A 16831-nucleotide genomic window follows, 5' to 3' on the forward strand; every position below is an offset into this window, starting at 1 on the left:
TCAGAAATTCAACGAACTGTTGAAGGAGTCTTCACTCGCGAAAGCGGCCCGTCAAGACCCCCGTTCTCCGCGTCGGCCACCCAGCCGACCACGCGGGATGTCGACTGGAGATTTCCACAAAGTAAAAGACTAATTCCGGAGAGCGGAACGTAGAATAAGCCGGAGGCCGTGCGCCGGAACCGTCCGGGCGCCGGTGGACACCCGGACAAACGGGCCCTGACCGGCCAGGACGCCGACCCGGAACAGTGGGCCGATCGGGAAGCGCCCGGTAGGCTGCTGCCTTGCTCTTCCGCTTCGAAAGGACCGTTGACGTGCCGCCGTCCCACGCCAGCACATCCGACTCCAAGCCCGCCGGACCCAGCGGTGGTGTGCAGTCCCTTGAACGCGCCTTCGATCTGCTGGAGCGGATGGCCGACGCGGGGGGCGAGGTCGGTCTGAGTGAGCTCTCCGCGAGCAGCGGGCTGCCGCTGCCCACCATTCACCGGCTGATGCGCACGCTCGTGGTCTGCGGATACGTCCGCCAGCAGCCCAACCGGCGTTACGCGCTCGGCCCGCGCCTGATCCGGCTCGGCGAGTCCGCCGCACGGCTGCTCGGCACCTGGGCCCGCCCGTATCTCGCGCGGCTGGTCGAGGAGACCGGCGAGACCGCGAACATGGCGCTGCTCGACGGCGACGAGATCGTGTACGTGGCGCAGGTGCCGTCCAAGCACTCGATGCGCATGTTCACCGAGGTGGGCCGGCGGGTGCTGCCGCACTCCACGGGTGTCGGCAAGGCGCTGCTCGCGCACACCTCGCCGGACGAGGTGCGGGCGCTGCTGGCGCGCACCGGGATGCCGGCCGCCACCGAGAAGACGATCACCACCCCCGAGGGCTTCCTGGACGCGCTGGAGCAGGTCCGCCGGGCGGGCTACGCGGTGGACGACAACGAGCAGGAGATAGGGGTCCGCTGCCTCGCGGTCTCGGTACCCAACTCACCTACCTCCGCCGCGATCTCGATCTCGGGTCCGGCGGGCCGGGTGACGGAGGCGGCCACCGAGCGGATCGTGCCGATCCTCCAGCAGGCCGCCAAGGAGCTCTCCGAGGTGCTGGCCAGCAGCGGGACGTCCAGCGGCTGAGCGGGGCTCAGGCCAGTGCGGGGCGGCCGTCAGGCCAGTGCCGGGGTGGGCTCAGGCCAGTACCGAGGCAAGCTCAGGCCAGTGCCGGGGCGGTCAGCCGGCCGTCCCGCATCGTGACCGTCACGTCCATCCGGTCCAGATGGGTCCGGTCGTGGGTGACCATGACGGTCGCCGTGGACCCTTCGCGGGTCAGCGTGACGAGCAGGTCCAGCACGGCCGCACCCCGTTCGTGGTCGAGCGCGCTGGTCGGCTCGTCGACGAGCAGGACCGCCGGGTCGTTCATCAGGGCCCGCGCGACGTTGATCCGCTGGCGCTGACCGCCGGAGAGCTGGTGCGGCCTGCGGTCGGCCTTGTCGGCCAGGCCGACCGCGTCGAGCAGTTCCAGCGCCCGGGTCCGGGCGGTCCGGGGCGCACCGCCCGACAGATGGGCCATCACCTGGAGCTGCTCCGCGGCGGTCAGCGACGGCAGCAGATTGGGCTGCTGGAAGACGATGCCGATCCGCTCGCGGCGCAGCGCCGCCTTGTCCGCGCGGCTGAGCCCCACCGTGTCGGTCCCCGCGACGACGACGGCGCCCTCGTCCGGGGTGACCAGGGTGGCGGCCAGGGCCAGCAGGCTCGACTTGCCGGAGCCGGAGGGGCCGACGACCGCGGTGAGGGTGCCGGCGGGCACATCGAGTGCCACCCGGTCCAGGGCGGTGAGCCGCCCGTCGCCGTCGGGGTAGGTGAGCGTGACATCGGTGAGCATGAGGGTCATCGGGCACTCCCGAGTGCGGTGAGCGGGTCGACGGCGGTGATCCGCCGGATGGACAGGGCCGCCCCGACGGCGCCGAGGGCGATCATGACGGCTGCCGGGACAAGGACGGTCGACGCCTCCAGGACGAAGGGCACGGCGCCGCCGCTGACCAGGGCGCCGATGCCGGAGGCGAGGGCGGTGCCGATCCCGGTGCCGATGGCGAGCATCACCACGGCCTGCCCGAGCGCGTCCCGGAGCAGATAGGGCGTGGAGGCACCGAGTGCCTTGAGGACGGCGACGTCGCCGCTGCGCTGGATCGTCCAGACGGTGAAGAAGGCGCCTATGACCAGGGCGGAGATGGCGAAGAGGAATCCGCGCATCAGCTGGAGCGAGCCGTTCTCGGCCTGGTAGGAGCCGATGGCGGTGAGGGAGCCGTCCAGGGTGAGCGTGCCGGTGCCGGCCGCGCGGTCGCCCGCCGCCAGGTCCGCGCCGTCGGTGGTGGTCAGGGCGATCACGGTGGCGCGGGCCGCGCCGTCGGCCCCGAGCCGCTGCCAGTCGGCCAGCGCGGTCCATACGACCGGGGTGTGGCTGTACGAGGCGTCGCCCGCGACCGCCGCGACGGTGACTTCGGTGCCGCCGAGCCGAATCCGGTCACCCGTCCGGGCGGAGAGGTCCTCCGCCGCCTGCTCGGAGAGCACTGCCTTTCCGGGTCCCACCGGGGTGCCGGAGGGCGCCAGTCCGCTGCCCGGTTCGACGCCGAACGCCGAGACGGCCGCCGTCCGCTCCCCCGCCACCGCGGCGGCGTCGATCGTGCGGATGCCGAGGGGCCGGGCCTTCTCGACGCCGGGCTGTCCGGCCCAGCTCCGCCAGGCGCTCTCCTTGACGGTGGAATTGGTGAAGGACACCGACTGGCCGTCGGGCGGGGCGGCGAACGCCAGGTGGTCGGCGCTCAGCCCCGTGACGGCCGAGGTGTTCTCCCGGGCCAGTCCTGCCGTGTGGCCGGACAGCAGGCCCACGAGCAGCGTGATCAGCACCACGACCGTGCCCGTGAGCGCGAACCGGCCCCTGGCGAACCGAAGATCTCTCCATGCGACGAACATGACTCCAGCGTCGGTCCGGGCGGCCCGGGAAACATCGCCCGCGGGCTGGGCCCGACATCAACCTTTCGATTGACCGGCCCTGGGCACCGCCCGCCTACGCTGGACGAATCATGGAATCACGTGTTCATCCGCCGGTGGCCGCCGCGCTGCGGCTGTGTCTGCACGCGCTGCTGCTGGGACGTCTGGCGCTGGCGGCGGTCAAGGCCGTGAGCGCCGGGGACCCGCACGCCGCCGCGGTCGTCGTGGTGTCCTGCGTGCTGGCCTCGGTGTACGCGGCGGGTGCGCTGGCCCCCGTCGTGCAGCCGGGGACCCTGGCCGGGGCGTGCTGGCTCGCCGTGCTGGGGGCGCTCTGGCTGGTGCTGCTGGCGCTGTCGCCGGACGGGCTGTGGGTGGCGTTCCCGCTCTACTTCCTCCAGTTGCACCTGCTGCCGATGCGCTGGGGGCTGCCCGCCGTGGCGGTGACCGCGGCCGCCGCCATCACCAGCTTCCTGGTGCACGGGCAGGAGGTCACGCCCGGCACCTTCATCGGCCCGGTGCTCGGCGCCGCGGTGGCCGTCGCGACGGTGCTCGGGTACGACGCGCTGTTCCGGGAGAGCGAGCGGCGCCGCGAACTCATCGAGGAGCTCGTCTCGACCCGGGCGGAGCTGGCGGCGGCCGAACGCACCGCGGGCACCCTCGCGGAACGCGAACGCCTGGCGCGGGAGATCCACGACACCCTCGCGCAGGGCCTCTCCAGCATTCAGCTGCTCCTGCGCGCGGCCGAACGCACCCTGGAACCGGACGCGCCCGCCACCCCCCATGTCCGCCAGGCCCGCGAGGCCGCCCAGGACAACCTCGCGGAGGCCCGCCGCTTCGGTCCGCGCCCTGACCCCGCCCGACCTGGAGAACGGCTCCCTCGCGGCCGCCCTGGAACGACTCTCGGAGCGCGGCACGGACGCCGCTCTCACCGTCCAGTTCGCCGTCAGCGGCACCCCGGTGGAGCTGCCGACCCCGTACGAGGTGGCGCTGTTGCGTACCGCGCAGTCGGCGCTGGCCAACACCGTGCGGCACGTCGGGGCGCGGCGGGCCGAGATCACGCTGAGCTTCATGGACACCTCGGTGTCGCTGGACGTGGTCGACGACGGTCACGGCTTCTCGCCGGACGCTGTCCCGGCCGGCGGCAGCGGCACGGGGACCGGTGGCTTCGGGCTGCCCGCCATGCGGTCGCGGGCCCGTTCGCTGGGCGGCACACTGAGCGTCGAGTCCGCGCCCGGCCAGGGCACCGCCGTCGCCCTCACCCTGCCGCTCCCCGCCGGTACGAACGCGCCGCTCTCCGCCGGCACGATTTCGCCGCTGCGCGCCGGCACGAACGGACAGGACTCCGCATGACCACGCCGATCAGGCTGCTGCTCGCCGATGACCACCCGGTGGTCCGGGCGGGGCTGCGGGCCGTACTGGACACCGAGCCGGACTTCCACGTCGCGGCGGAGGCGGCCACCGCGGAGCAGGCCGTCGCCCTGGCCGCGACCGGCGAGTTCGACGTCGTCCTGATGGACCTCCAGTTCGGCGCCGGTCTGCACGGCTCGGAGGCGACCGCGGCGATCACCTCGGTGCCGGACGCGCCCCGGGTGCTGATCCTGACCACCTACGACACGGACGCCGACATCCTGGCGGCGGTCGAGGCGGGGGCCGCCGGCTATCTGCTGAAGGACGCCCCGCCGGAGGAGCTGGCCGCCGCGGTCCGTACGGCCGCGGCCGGCCGGTCCGCGCTCGCCCCGGCCGTCGCGCACCGGCTGATGGACCGGATGCGGACCCCCTCGGAGGCCCTCACCAAGCGCGAGCTGGAGGTCCTGCAACTGGTCGGCGAGGGGCTGTCGAACCTGCGGATCAGCAAGCAGCTGTTCCTGAGCCAGGCGACGGTGAAGTCCCATCTGGTGCACATCTACGCCAAGCTGGGCGTCGACTCACGCACGGCGGCGGTCGCGGCGGCGACGGCCCGCAGGCTCATCCGCCGCTGAACCGGAGCCGCCGCCCTCCCCCGGACATCGGGGAAGCGCGGCGGCTCGGGTTCCGCAGGCGCGGCGGCTCCGCTGCGGCGGCGCGGGTTCAGCGGCGCGGCGGCTCCCCGAAGAGGTCCACGGCGACCCGTACGTCCCTGAGCGCCGACGCCAGCGCGCTGACCGAGCCGATCGCCCCCGCGATCAGCAGCAGCGAGCGGCGGAGTCGGGGAATCTCGGGCGCGCCGCTGACCGCCATCGCGTCCAGCGCCGCCAGCTCGTCCTCGGCGATCGCGCGGTCCGGGAACTCCGCGGGATGTCCGGCCAGCTCGCGCCGGAGCCGGGAGACGGCCGTACGCAGCTCCGTCACCCTCGGGTCCTCGTTGCTGCTGGTCACCCGCGCCTGCCCCACGCTTTTCAACAAAGCACTCCCCCTCGCACATCCTTGTGCCGGTGTTTCGACCGAGTCCCGGACCGTGGTCAAGTGTCCGGAGATGCGGGCAAGTTAACGCCATGAAAGGTGCCGTGCGCCACTCCACGGACGCAACTCGGTGTGTCCCGCGCGATCACAGCCGGTTGCAGAAACGGTCCATCCGTGCAGGAGCCCGGCTTGTGAGGTATCCAGGCCGCATGACAAGCAATCCGCTCCATTCTTCCCCCTCCGTCAACCCGGCCGTCGCCGGACTACTCCTCGCCGCGGGCGGCGGCCGCCGGCTGGGCGGCCGCCCCAAGGCGCTGCTGGAACACCGTGGCGGCCTCCTCGTCGACCACGCGGTACGCACCCTGCGGGACGGCGGCTGCGGCCCGGTCCATGTGGTGCTCGGTGCGGCGGCCGACGAGGTGCGGGCCAGGGCGGAGCTGTCCGGCTGCGCGGTGACCGTCAACCCGCAGTGGACCGAGGGCATGGGCTCCTCCCTGCGGGCGGGGCTCGCCGCCCTCACCGGGACGGACGCGGACGCGGTCGTCGTCCTGCTGGTCGACCAGCCCGGCATCGGCGCCGGGGCGGTGGCGCGGGTGCGGTCGGCGTACCGCTCCCGTACGAGCCTGGCAGCGGCCTCGTACGCGGGGGAACGCGGCCATCCGGTGATGTTCGGGGCCGATCTGTGGGCAGACATCTCGGTGGGGGCGGTGGGCGATCAGGGTGCGCGCGCCTATCTGCGGGAGCACCGCGATGCGATCACGCTCGTCGAGTGTTCCGATGTGGCTCAGGCGTACGACATCGACACGGCGGAGGACCTGTCCCACCTTGAGTGAACGCACTGGCACGCTGCGCCAGCGAGAGCCCACTTCTGTCGACCCGGAGAATCTCGACATCAACAAACCATTGAACTTCCACCATGAGGAAACTACTATCCACTGGTCAGAAGCCCTCTGCACCCCAGACGGCGGCCACGACCGTATCCCGGAGCCATGGCACGCCGTGCCATCTCAGGCGACCCGGCGGCCGTGAGACGCCGTCCGCACCGCCCGCTGAAGGAGTGACAGCTCATGTCCGCACCAGCGCCGTCCTCGCTGGCCATCGTCGATGCCGAGCCCCTGCCCCGGCAGGACGAGGTCCTCACCCCCGCGGCTCTCGCGTTCGTGGCCGAGCTGCACCGCCGGTTCACCCCGCGCCGTGACGAGCTCCTCGCCCGCCGCGGCGAGCGCCGCGCCGAGATCGCCCGCACCTCCACGCTGGACTTCCTGCCGGAGACCGCGGCGATCCGTGCGGACGACTCCTGGAAGGTCGCCCCGGCCCCCGCGGCCCTGAACGACCGCCGGGTGGAGATCACCGGTCCCACCGACCGCAAGATGACCATCAACGCCCTGAACTCGGGCGCCAAGGTCTGGCTCGCCGACTTCGAGGACGCGTCCGCCCCCACGTGGGAGAACGTCGTCCTCGGCCAGCTCAACCTGATCGACGCCTACAACCGCGCCATCGACTTCACCGACCCGAAGTCCGGCAAGTCCTACGCCCTGAAGCCCGCCGACGAGCTCGCGACCGTCGTCACCCGCCCGCGCGGCTGGCACCTGGACGAACGCCACCTCCTGCTCGACGGCGCCCCGGTGCCCGGCGCGCTGGTCGACTTCGGCCTCTACTTCTTCCACAACGCCCAGCGCCTCATCGACCTCGGCAAGGGCCCGTACTTCTACCTGCCGAAGACGGAGTCGCACCTGGAGGCCCGCCTCTGGAACGACATCTTCGTCTTCGCCCAGGACTACGTGGGCATCCCGCAGGGCACGGTCCGCGCCACGGTCCTGATCGAGACGATCACGGCCGCGTACGAGATGGAGGAGATCCTCTACGAGCTCCGCGACCACGCCTCCGGGCTGAACGCGGGCCGCTGGGACTACCTCTTCTCCATCGTCAAGAACTTCCGTGACGGCGGCGCCAAGTTCGTCCTGCCGGACCGCAACGCGGTGACGATGACCGCCCCGTTCATGCGGGCGTACACCGAACTCCTCGTCCGCACCTGCCACAAGCGCGGCGCCCACGCGATCGGCGGCATGGCGGCCTTCATCCCGTCCCGCCGCGACGCCGAGGTCAACAAGGTCGCCTTCGAGAAGGTCAAGGCCGACAAGGACCGCGAGGCCGGCGACGGCTTCGACGGCTCCTGGGTCGCCCACCCCGACCTGGTCCCGATCGCGATGGCCTCCTTCGACGCGGTCCTCGGCGAGAAGCCGAACCAGAAGGAGCGCCTGCGCGAGGACGTCTCGGTGGCCGCCGGCGATCTGATCGCCATCGACACCCTGCACGCCAAGCCCACCTACGACGGTCTGCGCAACGCCGTCGCGGTCGGCATCCGCTACATCGAGGCCTGGCTGCGCGGCATGGGCGCGGTCGCCATCTTCAACCTGATGGAGGACGCGGCCACCGCCGAGATCTCCCGCTCACAGATCTGGCAGTGGATCAACGCGGACGTGGTCTTCGAGAACGGCGAACACGCCACGGCGGACCTCGCCCGCAAGGTCGCGGCCGAGGAACTGGCCGCGATCCGCGCCGAGACCGGCGACGAGGCCTTCGCCGCCGGCAAGTGGCAGCAGGCCCACGACCTCCTCCTCCAGGTCTCCCTGGACCAGGACTACGCGGACTTCCTGACACTGCCCGCGTACGAACAGCTGCGCTGACGCCTGCCGAGCACGCCTCCGCCCCCGGTACCGCACGGCGCCGGGGGCGGAGCCGTCTCCCGTGCCGCCGGACCCCGAGGAGACGACGGGTTCAGACGATACGGATCGACGTGGCCTCGTGGACGGTTGCGGAGCTCATCGCCGGGCCGTGGCAGGTCAGCTGGTGCGGTGGGGCGCGGTGGGCCCGTACCTCGACGTCGTAGGCCGTCGGGCGGGGCCGGTGACCGATGATCCGGATCAGCCAGTGGGCACCGACGCGGGAGGTCCCGGTGACCGTGTAGTCGTGCCGGCCGGCCGGGCCGTAGCGTCCGAGCAGGGCTGCCACAGCCGCCTGCTGGGGTGGACGGAGATCCGTGTATCCGCGCAGATGTTCCGCGTGGATCCGTCCGGCCAGGTGTTCGCCGACCACTTCGACGGCTGACCCGGCGTCCAGACCCCCGTAGTAGACACCGTCGGGTGCGACGACGATATTGGCGGCGAACCGGTCACCACCGACATGCGTGCACTCCCACACCAGGCCGGGCCAGCGCTCGTCCAGGGCGCGCCCCACGGGCCGTCCGCGCACCGCGCAGCAGGTGTCGTGCTGACCGTGGGTGCAGACGAGCACGACGGGAGGGAGGCCGGTTTCTCCCGGAGCGCCGAGCTCTCCCGGGGTACTGAGCGCTCTGGCGACCTCCGCCAGGTCCTCGCCCCGGCTCCAGGTGCCCCATTGCTGGCGATGGGCGCCGGAGAACTCGTGGCGCAGCACCGCCCAGCACTTCGGGCCTTCGTGCCTGCGGCGGCCACGGCGCCTGATCAGCAGGACGCGCGCCCGCACCGCCTGGGCGGAGGCGAACAGGAGCGCTTTGACGGCGGGCGGCAGATCGAGGCCGTCGAAGCCGTTGACCGGCCAACCGCCCCGGTACTCGATGAGGACCCAGACGAGGCCGTACGGGGCCGTGCCGATCATGGAGTCGCCCCGGCCGCGGGCGGCGTCGGCGCAGAAGAAGCGCTCCGTCTCCCTCACTGGGTCACCGCGGCGGTGTCACGGTCCGGCGGGCACGAGCACGCCCGCGCGCAGCAGTCTCCCGGCGAGCTCGACGCCGAGGTCCCCGGCCGTGCGGACCTGGCCGTCGAGCAGGCGGGTCAGCGACGGCAGATCCTTCTCCGGTACGTCGAGCCGGCCCACGCGGGTGGCCAGCCGCCCGCCCTCCAGCCGGGCTTCCAGTGCCTCCCGGAGCCGGACGGGGGTCCGGGGGCCGAGTCCGTCGACGGCCGCGAGCTGGGCCAGTGGCCCCAGCGGTGCCGGCCGCCCCTGCGCCCGCCGGGCGTGGTGGAACAGCGGAGCGGCGTCGGACTCCGTGACCGCCGCGACGAGCCGTTCGCGCACCAGGTCCATCTCGCCGCCCGGCCCGTCCACGCCCAGAGGCAGGGAACCTCGCATGCCCGGGTCGTCGCGCAGCGCCGCGAGGGCTGCCTGGGCGAGCTGTTCCGCCAGCTCGTAGCGGGTCCGGTTGTGGACCCCGAGCGTCAGGTGGATCGAGACCTCACCCTGCGCCTCGGCGGCGTGCAGCCAGCCCCGGGGCAGGTAGAGGACGTCGCCCGGCGCGAGCACGGTGTCGATGCAGGGCTCGCCCTGGGCGGCCTCCGCTACGGCGGAGCGGCGATCGGTCCAGGGCTGGTCACGCAGCGGGTCCGGGTGTACGGGCCGGTGGACGATCCAGCGCTTGCTGCCCTCGATCTGGAGGACGAAGACGTCGTGGACGTCGTAGTGGGCGTCGAACCCCCGGTTCTGGGGTGGGGTGACGTAGGCGTTGGCCTGTACGGGATGTCCCAGCTCCCCGCTCAGCCCGGTACTGAAGTCCGCGACCGGGCTCCAGGTGCGCTGGAGGGCTTGCAGGACGAGCGTGGCGCCGTCGGCGAACTCGCGCCACAGGGCGGTGTCGTCGAGCTGGTCGGCGATGGTGGCGCCGACGCCCGCGGAGGAGGTGAACGAGGACGCGGGAAGCGTGGCGCCGTTCTTGGCGACGCGGAGGAATGGGGTGCGCAGTCCGCGGCGCGAGACGAGTTCGTCCACGGCGTCGGCGGAGAACAGGTCCGAGAAGTCGTCGGCGCCGCGGGTGAGCAGCGCCGTGCGCGCCCAGACGTCACGGGCGAACTCCTCCCGGCCCAGTCGGGTCAGACGCGTCTCCAGGACCCCGGCGCCCACCGTTGCGGCACCGGGGTCCTGGAGCTCGGTCCGGGACGCGCTCAAGAACCGTCGCCGGACCGGTCCGCACCGCCGTCCGCACCGCCGTCGTGGACACCGGGCGTACCGGCAGCCCCACCGTCCGCGGGACCTTCCGCACCGCCGTCGGCGCCGCCATCGGCACCGCCGTCATGAACGCCCGGCGTACCCGCCGCGCCACCGTCCGCCGGACCCTCCGCACCGCCGTCGGCACCGCCATCGGCACCGCCGTCATGAACGCCCGGCGTACCCGCCGCGCCACCGTCCGCCGGGCCTTCTTGCTGGTTCGGGTCCTGCTCGGAGTTGGTCATGGTTCCTCCCGCGCATCGATAGAGCTGGGGCAGGGTGACCGCTCATGGGCACCGCGATAAGCGTACCGCTATGCGTGGAAAGTATCGATTTGGGGCCATATGCCCAGGTCTGTGCTGGCCGGCTCGTGGAGTCCCGGCGGGGCTCCACGAGCCGGTACGCGTCCTCCCGGCCGCTACTTCAGTCCGGAATCGAGGGCGCCCAGCAGGGTGCCCTGCGGGGTGTCGCCCGACATCTCCCAGACCATGACGCCCAGCAGGCCCTTGTCCTTCACGTAGGCCGTCTTCCTGCCGATGGACCAGGTGTCGTCGAAGGACCACCACTGGTTGCCGGTGTAGCCGTACGTGGAGACGGACTGCTCGTCGTGATGGACCGTCATCGTCGGGTAGGCGCCGATGAGGTTGGAGTAGCCGCGGGTGCCGGCCTCCTCGGCGAACTGGCCGGGGGCGGCGCCGCCCGCTGGCTGCCATTCACCCGCCGCGCCGCCATCCGTGACGTTCTGCCAGCCCCGGCCGTAGAACGGGATGCCCAGGGTCAGCTTGCGGGGTTCGACGCCCGCGTCGGTGTACGCCTTGATGGCGGTGTCCGCGCTGAAGTGGAAGTCGTACGGGTCCTGGGCGTCGTTGTACAGGCTGGCCTGGTGGCCGGTGCGGTCCGGTTCCCAGGAGTTGTCGCTGCCCGAGCCGTGGAAGTCGTAGCCCTGGACGTTGGCCACGTCAAGGGAGTCGAAGACCTTGCCCAGGTCCCAGCCCTCGTCGATCTTCTGCGGGTCGGCGGGGGTGAAGGCGGTGAGCAGGCGGTGGCCGCCGCCGAGCGCGTCCAGCTGCCTGCGGAACTCCGCGAGCAGCAGGGTGAGGTTGTCCTTGTCGTCGGGTGAGTAGTGGTTGCCGGGGTGCCCGGTGCCGGTGCCCGGCCACTCCCAGTCGATGTCGAAGCCGTCGAAGATGCCGGCCGCCGTGCCGGCGCCGCCCGCGCCTCCGTACTCGGGCAGGTTGCCCTTGATGTACATGTCGATGCAGGAGGAGACGAACTTCTTGCGGGCCGCGTCGTCGGCCGCCACGTCGGAGAAGTACTTCGAGTACGTCCAGCCGCCGAGGGAGACCACGATCTTCAGGTCCGGGTGGAGCTTCTTCAGCTTCTTCAACTGGTTGAAGTTGCCGCGCAGTTTGCCCCAGCCGTCGTCCGCGACGCCGTCGACCGACTGGGCGGCGCTGAACGGGCGGGCGTAGTCGGCGTCCGCGTCACCGGCGCCGGTGCCCTGCTCGGGGTCCTCGGGGTCGGCGGTGGTGCCTTTGGTGACGCCGTTCAGACAGGTGAGGTTGTTGGGGTCGATGTTGGCGAAGGCGTAGTTGACGATGTCGAGCTTGTCGGCGGCCCCGGAGTCCTGGAGGTTCTTCACGAAGTACTGGCGGCCGTAGATGCCCCACTGGACGAAGTAGCCGACCTTCGCGTAGTTGCCGGCGCCGACGATGTCGTCGGTCTTGACCGTGAGCGTGTTGCTCGCCGCCGAGGCGTTGTCGGCGGGGTCGCGGGCCTTGACCGTGAAGATGTACGAGGTCGAGGGCGACAGGCCGCCGATGGTCGCGGTGGTCGTGGCGCCGGAGACCGTGGTGGCCGGGGCGCCGCCCTTGTAGATGTCGTACGCGGCGACCCGCTGGTTGTCCGTGGCGGCGGTCCAGGCCAGCGTGACGGACGAGGAGTCGGTGGCGGTGGCGTGCAGCGCGCCGGGGGCCGTCGGCGGAGAGGTGTCGGTGGCAGGATCGACGGTGGTGACGGTCAGCGGGGCGCTCTCGGCGGAGGTGTTGCCCCGGGTGTCCTTGGCCCGGACGGTGAAGGCGTAAGCGGTGGCGGGAGTCAGGCCGGTGACCGTGGCGGAGGTCGCGGCCGTGGCGGACCCCACCACCTTGCCGCCCGCCAGGATGTCGTACGAGGCCACGGGGAAGTCCCCGGCGGTGGCGGCCGTCCAGGACAGCGACGCGGTGCGGGCGGTGACATCGGTCTGCTTCAGCCCGCCGGGCGCGCCCGGCGGGGCGTCCGGGGAGCCGTCGCACTTGTCGCCGTTGATCCGGCAGCCGGTGGGCGCGGTGATCGGTCCGGTGGCGACGAACCAGAAGCTGTACGGCTCGGTGGTGCTGTGTGCGGCGACCGTGCCGTTGTAGTGGGCGTTGACCGCGGTGATGTGGCTGCCCTGGGTGGTGACGGTGCCGTTGTAGGAGGTGTCGATCGCGACCCCGGACGGCAGGTCGAATTCGAGGCTCCAGCCGGTGACGGCGGTGTCGGTGTCGTTGTGCAGGATGTACGTCCCCTTCCACCAGGGGCCGTTGTCGGCCGAGGTGAACGTGGCCGTGAGCTTGCCCGCCGCGTGGGCGGGCGTGGCCTGGAGGGACAGCAGGGCGAGTAGGAGGGCGAGTGCGGCGACCGGTGCGGTCACCGTTCTCCGTCTGAGAGACATGTGCTCGAACATGGTTCTCCCTTGTGGCAGGGACCCGTGAGGAGGTCCTGAGGGGGGAGCTGGTGTCCTTCGTTCCATGGAGCACAGGGGAAACTAAGTGGTCTGGACCACCACGTCAATAGGTACAGACCAATGGGTGTGGACCGTGTATGACGTCCCTACCGCGCCCAGCGCCACGAACGCGCAGATCAGCACCGCCAGCACGGCGAGCAGCGGCCAGACGAAGCGGAGGTACCTGTCGTACCCCACCTTGGCCAGCGCCACCCCGCCGATCGTCACCGCCGTCGTGGGCACCCACAGGTTCATCCAGCCGCTGGCCGCCTGCCAGGCCGTGACGACGACGGCACGCGAGACGCCCGCGAAGTCGGCCAGCGGGGCCAGGATCGGCATGGCCAGGGTCGCGTGCCCCGAGGTGGACGGGATGAGGAAGGCCAGCGGCAGGTTGACGACGAACACGACGACCGCGAACACCGCGGAGGAGGTGCCGGAGACCAGGCCCTCGATGGAGTGCAGGACGGTGTCGGTGATGCGGGAGTTGTTCATGATGACCGTGACCCCGCGGGCCAGCACGATGACCAGTGCGGGCGAGATGAAGTCGGCGGCGCCCTGGACGACCGTCGCGCTGATCCTCTGCTCCCCGAACCGGGCGACGACGCCGACGAGAACGGCCGCGACCAGGAAGAGCGCGGCGAGCTGCGGGAAGGACCAGCCGAGCTCGAAGTCGTACGGGGTGGCGTCCGCTTCGCCGGTGAGGGCGCTGGACCAGGGGACCACGGAGAAGATCATGAAGGCGAAGGTCAGCCCGACCAGGACCAGGACCAGGCGGTGCAGCGGGGTGAGTTCGGGCGGTTCGTCCGTGTCCGCCGCCGCGTGTTCGCGGTCGCCGGGCAGGAAGCCGGAGAGCGAGCGGTCCGGGTCCTTGCGCACACGGTTGGCGTACCGGATCACGTAGCCGATCGTCACCGCCGTCAGGACGACCCACATCACCGCGCGCAGCACGATCCCGTCGCCCAGCGAGATGTCGGCGGCCGCGGAGGCGACCCCGGTGGCGAACGGGTTGACCGTGGAGCAGAGCACGCCGACGCCCGCGCCGAGGATGATCGTGCCGGTGGCGACCATCCGGTCGTAGCCGAGGGCGAGCATCAGCGGGACGATCAGCCCGTAGAAGCCGAGGGTCTCCTCCGCGAAGCCCTCGACCGTGCCGAGCAGCGAGAAGACCAGCATCACGCCCGCGATGAGCAGTGCGCCGCGCTCGCGCAGCCGGTGGGCGAGGCGGCCGATACCCAGGTCGAGCGCGCCGGTGGCGAAGACGACGGTGATGAAGGCGCCGATCGCGATGACGAAGAGGAACACACCGGCGCTGCCGTACAGTTCGCCGGCCAGGTCCGGGCCGACCTGCCCGGTTCTGGCGTCCTGCACCCCGTACAGGCCGTTGACCGGGGAGAGGAAGAGGTCGTTCAGCCGGTCGACGACGCTCCGGCCGGAGGGGACGCGGTGGTACGTGCCCTGGATCGGCGCACCGTCCTTGGTGCGGTCGTACGCGCCGGACGGGATCAGGAAGGCCAGCGCCCAGACGGCGAGCGTGACGACGACCAGCACGGTCAGGGCGCTGGGGAAGACGAACTTCCGCCCCTCCGGCGGCTTCTCCTCCGTCGGGGTTCCGGTGTCGAGCGTGCTCACGCGGCGCTCCCGTCACGGTGCGGGGTGACGGTGAGCGGGATTCCGGACGGGCGCGGTGCCTCCAAGTGGGTGACGAGCAGCCCCAGCGCCTCCTCGGCGTCCCGCTCCGGGTGGAATCGCGGGTTCGGCTCGGCGCGCCGTACGGGTTCGGCGGAGGAGCCGGGGAACGCGGCGGACGGGATGGCCGTCAGCCGCTCCGGGTCCGCGGTGAGCCCGTCCATCAGCGTGTCGACGCGGGAGCCCAGGTCCATCGCATCCCCTGTTCCTCGCGGAGTCCGTCAATGAGGTTCTGGGGTCAAATGGATCATATGGGGCGGCCACTCGCACGCCTGAGGGCCGGTCAGCCGCCCAGTACCACCGTCCGCGAGGCGGAGAAGTCCCCCCATTTGCCGTCCGGGAGCTTGGCGCGGATCTTCATCGCGTAGCGGGTACCGCGCGGGTCGCTGACGGTCAGCCGGTAGCTCGCCCGACCTGCGGGCGGTTTGCCTCCCCAGACGATCGTGGTGGTCAGCCGGCCGTCCAGGTAGAGCTGGTAGGCGGGGATCTCGCCGCCGGTCCTCGGCTGCTTCCAGTCCAGGTCGACGGCGTACTCCTTGCCCTGGGCGGTGTTGGTGATCCGCAGGTCCGTGGGAGCGGTGGAGGCGGGCGCGCCGGGGGCGGACGCGGTGGTGAGGTCGAAGGAGTCGCTGTCCTTGGACGAGGTGTCGGCGGCGTCCCGGGCGCGGACGGTGAAGGTGTAGACCGTGCCGGGCCGCAGCCCGGTCAGGCGCACGGTGGTCCGGGTGCCGGGCACGGTGTGGATGCGCGAGCCCTCCTGGTAGATGTCGTACGAGGTGACCCCGATGTCGTCCGTGGAGCCGCCCCAGGACAGCGTCGCCGCCCGGCTGCCGTCGGCCTTGCCGCGCAGTCGCACCGGCCGGGTGGGGGCCTCGTGGTCGGCCGGGCTCTGCTCCGGGGTGGTGACGGTAGCGGCGGCGCTCGGCGCGGAGAGGTTTCCGGCGGCGTCGCGGGCGCGGACGGTGAAGCTGTAGGCGGTCGAGGCCGTCAGCCCGTCGATGTCGATCATCACCCTGGCGGCCGGAACGGTCTTGACCTTCTTGACCGCCTCGGCCTTCTCGTCCTTGCGGTAGATCTCGTACGCGGTGACGGCCTCGTCGTCGGTGGCCGCCTCCCACATCACGTGTGCCGAGGTGGCGCTGCCGGCCTGCACCGTCACCCCGTGCGGCGCCGTGGGGCTGCTGGTGTCGGCCTCCGCGTCGGAGCCGCAGGCGGTGAGGGTGGCGAGGAGCAGGGCGGCTGAGCAGGCCAACGCGGCGGTTGCGTGGGGGCGTTGCACGGTCTTGCCTTCCGTCCGGCAGCAATGGTCCAGACCTGTATCGCACGGTGTGGGGGTCCCCGACAAGGGGACGGAGCGGAACCTTCCGCAATGTGCCGGTGTGCACCGCGCTCCCGCCCCTCCGGCGCGTCACCGGGCGATGAGTTCGGGGCGCCCGGGGAGTCTGCACTGTATGGACAACGAGACGAAGACCGCTCCCCCGCAGGACCTGGCACCGGCGGCCCGGCAGATCGCCGGACGGCTCGACGCGGTGGACGACACCCGGCTGTCGGCACCGACCCCCTGCCCAGGCGTCACCGTGAGCGCCCCGCTCGCCCACATCGGCGGGCTCGCCGTGGCCTTCCGCGATGCCGCGCACAAGGAGCTGGGGCCGACGACCGACACGGCGCCCTCGGTGGAGGAGATGGTGCTCGCGGACGACTGGCGCGGCACGCTGCCCCGGGCACTGGACGAGATGGTCACCGCCTGGCGCTCCCCGGACGCCTGGCAGGGCATGACCCGGGCGGGCAGCGTGGACCTGCCGGGCGGGACCGCGGGCATGGTCGCGCACAACGAGCTGGTGTTGCACGGCTGGGATCTGGCGAGGTCGACCGGGCAGCCGTTCCGGGCGGAGAAGGCGCATCCGGACTCCACGCTGGCGCTGCTGGCAGAGCTGGGCGACAGCCCGCCGGCCGGTTCGCCCTTCGGCCCGCCGGTCCCGGTGCCGCAGGACGCACCACTGCTGGACCGGGCCGTCGCCCGCAGCGGCCGGCACCCCGACTGGCAGCCGGGCGGCTGACACCGCGGCCCCGGGGACACGGTCACCTGACCAGCTGA

Annotated in this window: 15 protein-coding genes and 1 pseudogene; 7 read left to right on the forward strand and 9 right to left on the reverse strand. The window is 71.9% G+C overall.

All coding sequences use genetic code 11. The features are described from left to right. The first annotated feature begins 311 nt into the window (after positions 1 to 311). Positions 312 to 1115: an IclR family transcriptional regulator gene (locus tag RLT59_RS05590; protein ID WP_311302350.1), complete on the forward strand. Its 804-nt coding sequence runs from the start codon at positions 312 to 314 to the stop codon at positions 1113 to 1115. A 73-nt stretch (positions 1116 to 1188) separates the two neighbouring features. Here the strand turns inward: RLT59_RS05590 and RLT59_RS05595 are convergent, their stop codons facing one another. Continuing rightward, positions 1189 to 1869 (reverse strand): ABC transporter ATP-binding protein, encoded by a 681-nt coding sequence (locus tag RLT59_RS05595; protein ID WP_311302351.1) that lies wholly within the window; start codon positions 1867 to 1869, stop codon positions 1189 to 1191. Next, positions 1866 to 2948, reverse strand: a complete 1083-nt coding sequence (locus RLT59_RS05600) for an ABC transporter permease (protein ID WP_311302352.1) — start codon at positions 2946 to 2948, stop codon at positions 1866 to 1868. The genes RLT59_RS05595 and RLT59_RS05600 overlap by 4 nt, the downstream gene beginning before the upstream one ends. 110 nt (positions 2949 to 3058) lie before the next feature. Between RLT59_RS05600 and RLT59_RS05605 the strand changes: the two are divergent. Next, positions 3059 to 4316: pseudogene (locus tag RLT59_RS05605) on the forward strand (sensor histidine kinase). Then, positions 4313 to 4945: a response regulator gene (locus tag RLT59_RS05610; protein ID WP_311302353.1), complete on the forward strand. Its 633-nt coding sequence runs from the start codon at positions 4313 to 4315 to the stop codon at positions 4943 to 4945. Before RLT59_RS05605 ends, RLT59_RS05610 begins: the two are co-directional and overlap by 4 nt. An 88-nt stretch (positions 4946 to 5033) precedes the next feature. Here RLT59_RS05610 and RLT59_RS05615 read toward each other — a convergent pair whose 3' ends face one another. After that, positions 5034 to 5336, reverse strand: coding sequence for a DUF5955 family protein (locus RLT59_RS05615; protein ID WP_199884385.1), 303 nt, complete (start codon positions 5334 to 5336; stop codon positions 5034 to 5036). A gap of 218 nt (positions 5337 to 5554) precedes the next feature. Here RLT59_RS05615 and RLT59_RS05620 point away from each other — a divergent pair, with 218 nt between their 5' ends. Together RLT59_RS05620 and aceB are read left to right on the forward strand one after the other, a co-directional pair. Further along, positions 5555 to 6178 (forward strand): nucleotidyltransferase family protein, encoded by a 624-nt coding sequence (locus tag RLT59_RS05620; protein WP_311302354.1) that lies wholly within the window; start codon positions 5555 to 5557, stop codon positions 6176 to 6178. A 234-nt stretch (positions 6179 to 6412) separates the two neighbouring features. Continuing rightward, positions 6413 to 8032 carry a malate synthase A gene (gene aceB, locus RLT59_RS05625; protein ID WP_311302355.1) on the forward strand — a complete coding sequence of 540 codons (1620 nt, stop codon included), beginning with the start codon at positions 6413 to 6415 and terminating at the stop codon, positions 8030 to 8032. Positions 8033 to 8123: 91 nt separating this feature from the next. Here the strand turns inward: aceB and RLT59_RS05630 are convergent, their stop codons facing one another. Together RLT59_RS05630 and RLT59_RS05635 are read right to left on the reverse strand one after the other, a co-directional pair. Beyond that, entirely contained in the window at positions 8124 to 9038 is a 915-nt protein-coding gene (locus RLT59_RS05630) for a ferredoxin family protein (RefSeq protein ID WP_311302356.1), read from the reverse strand. A gap of 18 nt (positions 9039 to 9056) precedes the next feature. Then, positions 9057 to 10265: a cupin domain-containing protein gene (locus tag RLT59_RS05635; protein ID WP_311302357.1), complete on the reverse strand. Its 1209-nt coding sequence runs from the start codon at positions 10263 to 10265 to the stop codon at positions 9057 to 9059. A 44-nt stretch (positions 10266 to 10309) separates the two neighbouring features. On the opposite strand from RLT59_RS05635, the gene RLT59_RS05640 reads away from it, so the two are divergent. After that, positions 10310 to 10609 carry a hypothetical protein gene (locus RLT59_RS05640; RefSeq protein WP_311302358.1) on the forward strand — a complete coding sequence of 100 codons (300 nt, stop codon included), beginning with the start codon at positions 10310 to 10312 and terminating at the stop codon, positions 10607 to 10609. Between the two features lie 113 nt (positions 10610 to 10722). Here RLT59_RS05640 and RLT59_RS05645 read toward each other — a convergent pair whose 3' ends face one another. The 4 genes from RLT59_RS05645 to RLT59_RS05660 form a co-directional block, all read right to left on the reverse strand. After that, complete coding sequence (locus tag RLT59_RS05645) at positions 10723 to 13011, reverse strand: glycosyl hydrolase family 18 protein (RefSeq protein WP_311302359.1); 2289 nt, start codon at positions 13009 to 13011, stop codon at positions 10723 to 10725. Between the two features lie 81 nt (positions 13012 to 13092). Beyond that, positions 13093 to 14679 carry a YfcC family protein gene (locus tag RLT59_RS05650; RefSeq protein ID WP_311302360.1) on the reverse strand — a complete coding sequence of 529 codons (1587 nt, stop codon included), beginning with the start codon at positions 14677 to 14679 and terminating at the stop codon, positions 13093 to 13095. Next, positions 14676 to 14930, reverse strand: coding sequence for a hypothetical protein (locus tag RLT59_RS05655; protein WP_311302361.1), 255 nt, complete (start codon positions 14928 to 14930; stop codon positions 14676 to 14678). The genes RLT59_RS05650 and RLT59_RS05655 overlap by 4 nt, the downstream gene beginning before the upstream one ends. A gap of 89 nt (positions 14931 to 15019) precedes the next feature. After that, entirely contained in the window at positions 15020 to 16015 is a 996-nt protein-coding gene (locus tag RLT59_RS05660) for a fibronectin type III domain-containing protein (protein ID WP_311302362.1), read from the reverse strand. Positions 16016 to 16187: 172 nt separating this feature from the next. Here RLT59_RS05660 and RLT59_RS05665 point away from each other — a divergent pair, with 172 nt between their 5' ends. Further along, the gene (locus RLT59_RS05665) at positions 16188 to 16793 is read left to right on the forward strand and encodes a TIGR03086 family metal-binding protein (protein ID WP_311302363.1); all 606 of its coding nucleotides are present in this window, start codon (positions 16188 to 16190) and stop codon (positions 16791 to 16793) included. The last annotated feature ends 38 nt before the right edge of the window (positions 16794 to 16831 follow it).

This window comes from Streptomyces sp. ITFR-6, assembly GCF_031844725.1.
Taxonomy (GTDB): Bacteria; Actinomycetota; Actinomycetes; order Streptomycetales; family Streptomycetaceae; genus Streptomyces.